8 protein-coding genes are annotated in these 7,329 nt (G+C 67.7%); 3 read left to right on the forward strand and 5 right to left on the reverse strand.

The features are described 5' to 3' along the window. Positions 1 to 919, forward strand: a 919-nt coding sequence (locus KDM41_16230; protein ID MCB1184976.1) for a VCBS repeat-containing protein, incomplete at its 5' end; no start/stop codon positions are given. Here the strand turns inward: KDM41_16230 and KDM41_16235 are convergent. The 3 genes from KDM41_16235 to KDM41_16245 form a co-directional block, all read right to left on the reverse strand. Continuing rightward, on the reverse strand, positions 916 to 1,419 hold the full coding sequence (locus KDM41_16235) for a hypothetical protein (GenBank protein ID MCB1184977.1): 504 nt from the start codon (positions 1,417 to 1,419) through the stop codon (positions 916 to 918). The genes KDM41_16230 and KDM41_16235 overlap by 4 nt on opposite strands. A gap of 325 nt (positions 1,420 to 1,744) precedes the next feature. Continuing rightward, the gene (locus KDM41_16240) at positions 1,745 to 2,335 is read right to left on the reverse strand and encodes a DUF1211 domain-containing protein (GenBank protein MCB1184978.1); all 591 of its coding nucleotides are present in this window, start codon (positions 2,333 to 2,335) and stop codon (positions 1,745 to 1,747) included. Between the two features lie 73 nt (positions 2,336 to 2,408). Continuing rightward, the gene (locus KDM41_16245) at positions 2,409 to 2,771 is read right to left on the reverse strand and encodes a TfoX/Sxy family protein (protein ID MCB1184979.1); all 363 of its coding nucleotides are present in this window, start codon (positions 2,769 to 2,771) and stop codon (positions 2,409 to 2,411) included. 271 nt (positions 2,772 to 3,042) lie between these two features. On the opposite strand from KDM41_16245, the gene KDM41_16250 reads away from it, so the two are divergent. Beyond that, positions 3,043 to 4,368, forward strand: coding sequence for a hypothetical protein (locus tag KDM41_16250; GenBank protein ID MCB1184980.1), 1,326 nt, complete (start codon positions 3,043 to 3,045; stop codon positions 4,366 to 4,368). Here the strand turns inward: KDM41_16250 and KDM41_16255 are convergent. Next, positions 4,365 to 4,595, reverse strand: coding sequence for a hypothetical protein (locus KDM41_16255; protein ID MCB1184981.1), 231 nt, complete (start codon positions 4,593 to 4,595; stop codon positions 4,365 to 4,367). The two genes, KDM41_16250 and KDM41_16255, sit on opposite strands and share 4 nt — an antisense overlap. Positions 4,596 to 4,889: 294 nt before the next feature. Here KDM41_16255 and KDM41_16260 point away from each other — a divergent pair, with 294 nt between their 5' ends. Beyond that, positions 4,890 to 6,479 (forward strand): M48 family metalloprotease, encoded by a 1,590-nt coding sequence (locus tag KDM41_16260; protein MCB1184982.1) that lies wholly within the window; start codon positions 4,890 to 4,892, stop codon positions 6,477 to 6,479. A gap of 65 nt (positions 6,480 to 6,544) precedes the next feature. On the opposite strand, the gene KDM41_16265 is transcribed toward KDM41_16260, so the two are convergent. After that, on the reverse strand, positions 6,545 to 7,329 hold a 785-nt coding region (locus KDM41_16265; protein MCB1184983.1), incomplete at its 5' end, for a VOC family protein.

A 7,329-nucleotide genomic window follows, 5' to 3' on the forward strand; every position in this document is an offset into this window, starting at 1 on the left:
CGTGGCCCGCGACCCCGTCCTGGGCCGGACGCTCTGGACCCTGCCCCTCAAATCGGTCCGCTGCACCATCCGCATCGCACCGTGGGACCCGACGATCGTCCTGCTGAACGCCCCCATCGGCGAACGCCACTACCAGCCCCTGCAGGCCCGCGACCGGGCGACCGGCGAGCTGCTGTGGTGGGTCGAGCCCGACACCGACCAGCTCGTGCGCGCCCTCGGCGACGAGGTCATGGAGGGCTACCCCATGGGCTGCTGCGCCTTCGACTTCGGCGACATCGACGGCGACGGCGCCCTTGAGATCGTGGCCGTGTTCCGGCACAGCCGCAACTATCCCGCCGCCGTGTGCCTGGTGAACCGGGACGGCCGGCGCCTGCGCCAGTACGCCAACCGGGGCCACCTGATGGCGGTCGCGGTCGCGGACATCGACGGCGACGGCAAGGACGAGGCCCTCGCCACCGGCGTCAACAACGCGCCGGCCTACAACGGCCCTACGGTCATCGCCCTGGACGACACCTACTGGTCCGGCGCCTCCGTCGACTCCCTGTGCAATCCCGGCTGCAGCGAGCCGGATTCGTCGCTCGCGCGGGTCGTGTTCGGCACCATGCCGGAAGAGTACCAGGCCGTGATGGGGTCGCTGCGGATCTCGGGGAACGGATTCCAGGTCGTGTCGGGACCGGACGGCGTATCCCGCATCGCGCTGCAGACCTACTCCGGCCGCCAGGGCACCGACATGAACATCGTCTTCGACAATCGGTTCAACCCGCTGTCGGCGGACATCAGCGACACCTACCGGGGCGTCCTCCTGGCGGCGGGCGCCGACTCGCTGCTCGACTCCGGCCCGGCGAACGAAGCCTGGCGCGAGGCCTGGGTCGCAGGGGCCGGGCGCTTCGGAGCCGGGACCATGGGCGCAGGGCGCTAGGCCCCGACCGTCGCCCCGACCTCCTCCGCGAACAGCTGATACGCCCACAGCACCATCTCCCGATCCCGCGGCGACAGCCCGAGTTCGCTCGCCGCCTGCAGCGCGTCGGCGGCCAGGTCGGGACGGTTCATGCGCACCAGGGTCAGGTGGAAGAGTCGCATCCAGGCGGCGCGCTCGCGGGGGTGGGCCCGAGCCGTCTCGAGCAGGCGGCGGCGGGCGCCGTCCAGGTCGCCCGCGTCGATCAGGGCGTCGGCGGCGTCGAGGTCGGCCAGGTAGCGACTGCCCGAATGTTCCAGGTCGAGCAGTTCGCGCACGTGTTCGCTCGCCGCGCCGGTCGCGTTTGGCATCAGCACCACGGCGCACACCGCCACGCAGGGGAACCCGAGGAGGAGGAAGGGCAGGTTCGGCTCCGACGCCCGCGCGATGGTGAAGCCGGTCGCGGCGACCAGCGGGATGCAGATGCCCAGCCTGATGACGAGGTCGCGTCGCGTGTCGCTCATGGTGTCGTCCTGTCGGTCGGTCGGTGGACCCCGGGCACGGGAACTGCTCCCCATGCGGGAACGGGCGACAGGCGAATCAGGCCAGGAGCCCCCACAAGCGGCGAATTTCGCGAGAATCGCCCAACCGGAGGACTCGAAGGCCGGCCCCTCATCTTGCACCTCGCCACGAAAACCGGGTCCGGATCGTTGCTCCCTGCATGATCCGTCGCCGGCCCCCGCGAAACCCCCGACCCCGACCGGGGACGACGATCCCGCATGAGATGGACCGAGGAGCGATGGGAGTTGCGCCCAAACAGCGCAGGGCAAGGACCATGCCCCGGGCAGGTCAGTCGTCGCGCGCCGCTGCGCCCAGTGCGCTCTCCACCCGCCGATCCGGCACCAGCCAGATCAACGCCACCAGCACGTACATCGCCACCGAGATCCACGCGTTGACGAACGCCGCCGCGATCCCCACCACGTAGAGCACCTGCGAGAGCCGCCCCTTGCGGTCGTCCCCCACGGCGCGCTTCAGCAGCGAGTCCGGACCCTGCGCCGCGATGATCCGCTGCTGCAGGATGAAGTAGGCCAGCCCCGCCATCAGCATCACGCCGCCGTAGGTCGCCGCCGGCACCGCCGCGAAGCCGCTGCCCCCCAGCCACCCGGTCGCCGCCGGCACCAGCGACAGCCAGAACAGCAGGTGCAGGTTCGCCCACAGGATGCCGCCGGTGACCCGGTCGGCCGTGTGCAGCATGTGGTGGTGGTTGTTCCAGTAGATCCCCAGGTACACGAAGCTGAGGACGTACGCCGAGAGCCCCGGCAGCACCTCGCGCAGCGCCGCGAAGTCATCGCCCGCGCCGACCTTCAACTCGAAGACCATGATCGTGATGAGGATGGCGATGACGCCGTCGCTGAAGGCTTCGAGGCGGGTGGTGCGCATGGGGCTCCTGGGTGGGCGGCGCGAAGGCCGCTTCGGATCTTCGCGGCCGGACCGCCCGGCCCGGCCCGCGGGACTACTTCGCCGGCAACGACCCCGCGAAGGCGAGGCCCATCTGAACCCACTTCGCCAGCTGCGCCTTCGTGCGCGTGCCCTCGTTCGCCACGAAGACGAACCCCTTCATGGGCTTGCCGGTGAAGTCCATGGGCCGGGCGTGCTTGTGGGCGAGGGCCTTGTCGTGCTGGTCGGGCCCGACGCGGACCATGAGGCCGTTCTTCGCGTCGGCCCCGCAGAACATGTTCCCGCGGTAGAGGAAGCACACGCCCCCGAACATCTTCTTCTCGGCGACCTGCCTGGGCCGGACCGCCTTGCCGCCCACCTCGAGGCCGTCGGCGACGAGGGCGCGGATGCGGGCGTTGAGGTTCTCGTCGAGGGGCATGGGGGCTCCATGGGACCTGTGGGTGAAGCCAGGTTCAGAAACTGCACAGACTATCTCCGAAATCCCGGCCCAATGAAAGCGGGATGATGCTGTTTGACGCCACAGACCGAGACGTCACGCACGGCCAACTCTTGAGAAAACGCGAGCTCACATGTTCTGAAAGCAGGAAGGGTCAAACCCGCCACAACTCCGAGGAGGCAGCATGGACTCCAGTCCCCCCCCGACAACTCCGACCACGGCAGGAGACGCGGACGCACCACGGGCGACTCCCATGGCTGACGGTCTGTACCTCTTCATCTCCATCGATCTGGTCAACTCCACGGTCTTCAAGACCCGCGAGGAGATTTGGCCGCAGGTTCTCAGCTATTTCTATCGCCTGACCCGTCGTGAGATCGGCGAGAACATCGAGAGAGTCCGCGTGTGGAAGTATGTGGGTGACGAAGTCCTATTCTACCTGCGGCTCGAACGACTCGACGATGTCTGCGCCATGTTCGAGAAGGTGGCCGGGATCGCTCAGTCGATTACCCGGCAACTGAACAACGTGTTCCCCGTGACCGAGAACGTGCTCTTCGTGAAGACCACCATGTGGAGCGCCGTCTGCGAACACCTTCCCGCGAAGGAAGTCCGTGCTGGTGATCACCAGCGAAAGAACCTGATCATTCAGGTTGAAGGGCTCGCCTGGAACGAGGTCGAGACCTCGATCGATTTCGTCGGGCCGGACATCGACATCGGGTTCCGCGTCGCCCGATTCGCCCACAAACGCCTGATCACCCTTTCGGCCGACCTGGCGGCCCTGGCGTTCCATCATGGCGCCGGCCCAGTTTGCGATCACATCCGCATCGTCTCGTACGAACAGCTCAAAGGCGTCTGGCAGGACCGGCACTACCCGATCGTCTGGTACTACGACGCGGCCTGGAAGGAGATCCACAATGCCTTCCTCTACGACGACCGCTTCGACAACGCACTCGTGGCCAGGATGTACCCAGACCCCGACGCGCAGGTGGAATCGCCGGCAACGATCCTGCAAGTCCTGACCGAGGCGGGCCAGGCGGACAGCTACCATCGCTCCCTCGCCATCCTCAAAGAGCCCCCCACGAAAGCGGTGATCGAGACAATCGTCCCGATCCGCGAGAAATGCTCGGAGGTGCACTGCGTCGCCATCTGCTTCGACGACAAAGGCCGCATTCTGCTTGGAAAGCGACCGGCCACGAAGAAGTTTTTGGCCGGAGCCTGGGAGTTCGGTTGCTCACAATTGCGGTTCGGGCAGGACTTCGGCGAATGCCTTGCCGAAGCCTATCTGGGAGACTTCGGTGCCGAGTTGGGGCGTGTCTGGCCGGATCCGGTGCGAACCTATGTCGTGGAGAAGGGCGAACGTGTCATCCCGGGGCTCATGTTCGTCGCCGAAGTCGTGAATCCGGGGGAGATCGAGCAGGCCTTCGACCGGCGGAAACATACGGAAATCAAGTGGTTCGACCCAGGCGAACTGGAGGGAATCGATCCTGCCGCATACGTGCCCGACTTCCAGGATTCGGTGCGTGCGGCCGTGGCTTTGTATCGGGGAGAGGAGCCTGTGCTGCGGGGCCCGGTCGAGCCCTAGTCGTCGACCCAGACGACCTTGATGAAGTCGCGCGTCGAGAACGACCGCACGTCGCCCTTGGCGACGTCTTCGGCGTCCAATAGCCACTGCGGCTCGGGGTGCCACTGGTTCGATCCGAACCAGATGCGCCGGGGAATGATCTTCCGCTCGGCCACCTCGCCGCGCCAGTTCCTGTAGACGACCAGAAGCTGCGTCTTGCCATCGGCGGCAAGACCGAAAGCCGGCAAGGCATCGGCTTCAGGGAGACTCACGGTCTTGGGATCGAGTTGAGCCAACCTGCCAGCTCCTTCTGACTCATACGTTGTACAAGGATCGCGCATCAAACTACCACACGGCCGGCCCAGGTTCAAATCGAACCTGTTGTTCTCGTGAATCAAACGGAATTCCTGCGGGTTTCACCCCATTCCCACCTTGGCCCCCCCACCCCATCTCGGCTACGATCCCCCGGGGATCCCAGCACGCCCACCGCACCACACCTCGCCCAACACGTTCGACCGGAATCGTCCCGGGGGAGGATCATCATGTCGTCGCGCTTCGTTCGCCACTCGGCCGGAACCTGCTTCGTCATCGCCGCCATCGTCCTGCTCGCCGCCGCGCCCACCGCCCAGGCCAAGCTCAGCCGAGACCGCGCGAAGGCCACGTTCGACGAGTTCAACGCCCAGCCGCGCGGCGTGCGCCCCGAGTTCCTGGCCTACCCGAACTACACGCTCCTGCTCGGCGAGCAGGACTACGTGTGCCACATCCCCCGGGCCCTGCGGCGCCTCGGAGCCGCCGGCGAGACGTTCCGCCTGCGCAAGCTGCGCGTCAAGCACACCTACGTCGAACTCGAGGTCGAGACCCTCGGCAAGACCCGCCTGAAGATCGTCCTGCGCGACCGCAGCTTCCTGCGGCAGGAGTTCCTCGACGACGGCGTCGCGACGTTCCTCAACGAGGTGTTCGACTTCGGTCCCCCGCCGCCGTCGCGGGGCTACGTCGGGAACAGCGAAAGCCGGCTGGTGCACTTCGGCGTCTGCAACCACCTGCCCGCGAGCGCGTTGCGCGTGCCCTTCGCGACCCACGCGGAGGCCGCGGCCGCCGGCTACCGCGACTGCCCCGTGTGCTTCACCGACCTCGAGATCCTGCCCTTCCCCAACTACGTGAGCCACCGCACGTCGGGACTGACCGAGGCCCACGCCTTCGAACTCGTGTACCCCCGCGTCGAGGACGCCGCGCTCCAGGCGCGCCTCGACGGCCTGGGCCGGACCGTGCTCGACGGCTGGCCCCTCGAACCGGCCGGCTTCGACTACGAGTTCCGCATCGTGCACGCGGACATGCCCCTGGCCGCCTCGTTCCGCACCGGCATCGTCATCGTGTCGGACATGCTGCTGGCGGCCGCCGAGTCGGACGAGGAGATCCTGCTCGTGTTGGCCCACGAGATCGCCCACTGCGAGCTGCACCTGCCGCCCCGCTCGCCGTTCGAAAGCGTGCAGTTCGGCCCCCTGCTGGCCGAGAAGTGGTACACGGCGTTCCACAACTGGAACAACTTCCTGCAGATGTCGGCCGACCTGGTCGCGCTCTACTGGTTCCAGGTGCAGCCGGAGGGAGCGTGGGACATCGACCGCGCCCGCGCCGCCCTGGCCAAGGTGCAGTTCGCGACCGGCGAGACCGACCGCATCTCGGGCGAGGGCGGCCGGCCGTGGGGCCTGCACGACCGCCTGCAGCTCTTCAACAGCGCCTCGTTCCGGCCCGGCAACGGCCGGTCGGTCACCGTGGGCTACGACGGCGAGGAGGACGTCCGCTACGTGGCCCGCCTGCTGGGCCTGCTCCGCATCGGCGACAGCACGAAGGTGCTGGCCGTCATCCTGCTCGAGACGACCGACTACACCGACGAGGCCACGGTCGTCTCCGAGCCCTTCCGCACGAACGGCTACCTGCGCGACGCCGACGGGACCGAGCGCCAGTTCACCATCAGCGCCTACCTGGCGCGCCCCAACTACGCGACGGTCGTGATCGGCACCATGGAGTTCGAGAACGCGTTCCACAAGTTCCGCACGGGCGCGACGGAAGGCGTCGTGCTGCATGGATTGCGGGGCGTGAAGAACTGGCGGGTCGAGGCCGTGGGCGGGGACTAGGCGCGTGAGGTGTGCCCTCGCGGTGACGGCGCGCCGTGCGCGGGGCGCGCCGTCACCGGATGGGGTTATCCCTGCAGCATCTCCGGCGCATACGTGAACAGCGACAGCACGCCCCCCTGCGGATCCTGGATCACGCTGAACCGCCCCGTGTGCGGGATGTCCGTGGGCGGCATGATGATCGTGGCGCCCAGCTCGGCGGCCCTGGCCTGGGCGGCGTCCACGTCGGGTACGGTGACGTAGCTGAGCCAGTAGGGCGGGGCGCCGTGGGCGCGGGCCTCGTCGGGGAGGTCCATGATGCCGCCGTGGTGGACGCCGTTCAGCTCGAAGAAGTGGTAGGGGACCTCGCAGTCGCCGACCGGGATGTCCGCCGTCCCGATGTTCCACCCGAACAGCTTCGCGTAGAACTCGGCGGCCCCGGCGGCGTCGGTGGTCATGCACTCGTTCCAGCAGAAGACGCCGGGGGTGCCCTTGGGCGGATCGGCTGGGGCGTCGTCCTTGGAGTGCCACATGCAGAAGTGGGCGCCCTGGGGGTCGCGCATCATGGTGAATGAGCCGGGACCGACATCCTGGGGGCCGAAGAGGATGGTGGCGCCGTGCTGCGCGGCGACCTCGCCGCTGGCCGCGAGATCGTCGCTGAAGATGTAGGGCAGCCAGTGGGTGGGATGGCCCTCGCCCGGATCGTGCTGGACCATGCCGCCGACGGGGCGCTCGCCGGCGTGGATCATGTGGTACGGGTGCGTGCCGGTGTCGACCTGTTTGACTTCCCAGCCGAGGAGTTTGGTGTAGAAGGCGATGGAGGCGGCGAGGTCGGTGGTGACCAGGTCGTACCAGCAGAAGAGGCCGTGGTGGG

Source organism: bacterium (genome assembly GCA_020440705.1).
Lineage (GTDB): Bacteria > Krumholzibacteriota > Krumholzibacteriia > LZORAL124-64-63 > LZORAL124-64-63 > JAGRNP01.